Origin of the sequence: Paracoccus aeridis (assembly GCF_004923205.2) — a bacterium.
GTDB lineage: Bacteria > Pseudomonadota > Alphaproteobacteria > Rhodobacterales > Rhodobacteraceae > Paracoccus > Paracoccus aeridis.
Map to the genome: position 1 here is coordinate 1 of NZ_SELD02000055.1, position 3,141 is coordinate 3,141.

3 protein-coding genes are annotated in these 3,141 nt (G+C 57.8%); all 3 read left to right on the plus strand.

Annotated elements, in window-relative coordinates:
- The coding region (locus ELI80_RS13890) for an N-6 DNA methylase (protein ID WP_136652631.1) at positions 1–1,356 on the plus strand (1,356 nt) is incomplete at its 5' end.
- Positions 1,353–2,570 carry a restriction endonuclease subunit S gene (locus tag ELI80_RS13895; protein WP_136652632.1) on the plus strand — a complete coding sequence of 406 codons (1,218 nt, stop codon included), beginning with the start codon at positions 1,353–1,355 and terminating at the stop codon, positions 2,568–2,570. The genes ELI80_RS13890 and ELI80_RS13895, both read left to right, overlap by 4 nt.
- Positions 2,570–3,103, plus strand: coding sequence for a PDDEXK family nuclease (locus ELI80_RS13900; protein ID WP_201740650.1), 534 nt, complete (start codon positions 2,570–2,572; stop codon positions 3,101–3,103). Before ELI80_RS13895 ends, ELI80_RS13900 begins: the two co-directional genes overlap by 1 nt.
- Positions 3,104–3,141: the final 38 nt, after the last annotated feature.

Here is a 3,141-nt window from a genome sequence, read left to right on the forward strand (position 1 = left end):
TCATGCACTAAGATTACAAACGGACCACCTCAGGGGGGCAGGCCAATCGCGCGCTGGGATCACCTTGCTGCCAATGCCAAGGCTCATGACATTGGCGTCCAAGTCGACAACGCCATGCGCGAGATCGAACGCACAAACGAGACGCTGAAGGACGCGCTGCCCAAAGTCTACGGCCGCGCCGAGTTGTCGCGGGAGATCGTGTCGGGCCTGATCGAACTCTTCACCAACGACCTGTCTCTCGACGGGAGCAGCCACGACTTTGACCTGATTGGTCGAGTCTACGAGTATTTCATCGGTGAGTTCGCCTCGAGCGAGGGTAAGCGCGGGGGCGAGTTTTATACCCCGAAGTCCATCGTATCGGTGCTGGTCGAGATGCTGGAGCCGACCTCGGGCCGGGTCTACGATCCCTGCTGCGGAACCGGTGGCTTCTTCGTCCAGTCCGAAAAGTTCATCCGTGCCCATCAAGGGCGCGTCGACGACATCGCGGTCTACGGACAGGAAAGCAATCCCACCACCTACAAGCTGGCACGCGTCAACCTAGCCATGCGTCGGATCTTCGGGAACATCGCCTGGAACCATGAAGGCACACTCGTCCGCGACGCCTTTCCGGACGAGCGTTTCGAGTTCATCCTGGCCAACCCTCCCTTCAACATTTCGGACTGGGAAGGTGAGCGACTGCGGGAGGACATCCGGTGGAAGTTCGGCACGCCGCCAGTAGGCAACGCGAACTTCGCGTGGCTCTCGCATATCCATCATCACCTTTCGGCTAACGGCATCGCCGGGGTTGTTCTCGCGAACGGGTCCATGTCCTCGATGCAGTCGGGTGAAGGGGAGATCCGCCAGGCAATGATCCAGCAGGGCGCGGTCGATGCCATGGTTGCGCTGCCGACCCAGCTTTTCTTCGGCACGCAGATTCCTGCCTGTTTGTGGATTCTGGCCAAGGACAAGTCGAATGGCCACGCGATGGGCGAAAAACTCCGCGATCGACGGGGCGAGGTGCTGTTCATCGACGCTCGCAAGATGGGGGCGCTAGTGCCCGGCAGCCGTAAGCAAAAGGAGCTTTCGGCGGAGGAGATACGCCGCATCGCCGCCACCTATCACGCTTGGCGGGGCGAGGTGCACGAGGGCAGCTACGAGGACGTGCCCGGCTTCTGCAAGTCCGCCACTTTGAAGGAGATTGCGGCCCACAACTTCGTCCTGACGCCGGGCCGCTATGTCGGTGCGGGCGCGGCCGAGGAGGACGGCAGGGACTTCGAAGAAGAATTCGAGCGGCTGATGGGCACCCTGCGCGAGCAATTCGCCGAGGGGCGGCGGCTGGAAGCGGAGATCGAGGCACGGTTGGGGGCGTTGGAATGACATCCTTTCCCTTATCTGCCGTAGGTCGCATCGTGACTGGCAAAACACCGACTACAAGCCGGCAGGATTACTTTGGCGGCGACATTCCCTTCGTCACGCCATCCGATATGGGTCAAGGCCGCTACCTACGAAATACAGCACGCAATTTGTCAGTCGCAGGTGCAGAGGCAGTAAAGAACTGCATGATACCTCCAAACTCAATTATGGTATCGTGCATCGGATCAGACATGGGAAAGACATATATTGCATCCAGCAGATGCTCAACAAACCAACAGATTAATTCAATTATAGTCGATACAGATAATTTCTCGCCACTCTTCGTATATTATAATCTTTTCGGAAGACGCAAGGAGTTGCGGGAACTCGCGGCGGGGGCGGCGCAACCGATCCTCAACAAAACAGAGTTTGGGAAGGTAACTATCGACTTTCCACCGCTGCGTGAACAACACGAGATCGCGGCCACCCTCGGTGCGCTGGACGACAAGATTGAGTTGAACCGCGAGACATCGACGACGCTGGAGGAGATGGCGCGGGGGCTCTATCGCTCATGGTTCGTAGATTTTGATCCGGTGCACGCCCGCGCCGAGGGCCGCGCCCCCGCCCATATGGACTCAACCACCGCCGCGCTGTTCCCCGACAGCTTCGGCGAGGATGGGCTGCCGGTGGGGTGGTCATCTCACCTATTGCAAAAAGCCATTACCTTCCGTTCTGGCAAGACTTGGCCCGCACCCTTGAGGAGTGAAGATGGGGTGGCGACTGCCTTCGGAGCGAACGGCCCTATCGGAAAATCCATCAGCAGTCTTGAATGTGATAGAGTGATATTCGTTGGCAAGATTGGTTCATGCGGCGCCCTTAATTACTTCAATGGATCATTTTGGGCCACTAACAACACGTATTATATCACCTCAAAGGATACCGTCTCGCTCGAGTATGCAAGGCATGTTCTCTTGGACATAGATTGGTCGCAATTCATAGGCGGAAGCTCAAATCCATACATGCCTCTGAAGAATTTTGATCACCTAACATGTTTACAGCCACCAAAGCCATTGCTGGAACATTTCGAGCGGCGAGCCGGATTTATACGTAATATTATCGAATTTTTAGATGCATCAAACCGCACTCTCGCTACCCTGCGCGACACCCTGCTCCCCCGCCTCATGTCCGGTGAGCTTCGCGTCGGCACGGCGCGCGAGATGCTCGAGGAGGTCGCCTGATGTTTCGCGTCGATCGCTCCAGCAACCGCATCTCGCGCCTGACCCAAAAACGCTTTGGCGACCTCGCTCTTCGGGAACGCGACCATCTGCAGGAATGGCTCGCCAACCAGCCCGATGCCCTTGGTGAGGAGCTGCTCATCATCCAGAAAGAGTTCGACGGTTTCGAGGAAACCCGCGAACGACTGGACCTGCTGGCGCTCGACAAGGACGGCAATCTGGTCGTCATCGAGAACAAGCTCGACGACTCCGGTCGCGACGTAACCTGGCAGGCGCTGAAGTATACTGCCTACGTGTCGAGTCTGAAGAAAACGCAGATCGTAGATATCTATCAGCAATACCTCGACCGGTTCTGTGGCGGCGGGAACGCGGTAACGCGCCTGTGCGAGTTCCTCGAAGTCGAGGATTTAGCCGAAGTGTCGCTGAACCGCGACAACGACCAGCGCATGTTCTTCATCGCCGCCCATTTCCGACGCGAGGTCACGGCGACCGTGCTCTGGCTCCTGAGCCGGGGGATCCAAGCCAAGTGCTGTTGATTTCCACCCGGAACTGACCCGGGTTTTCCATCGAGAAG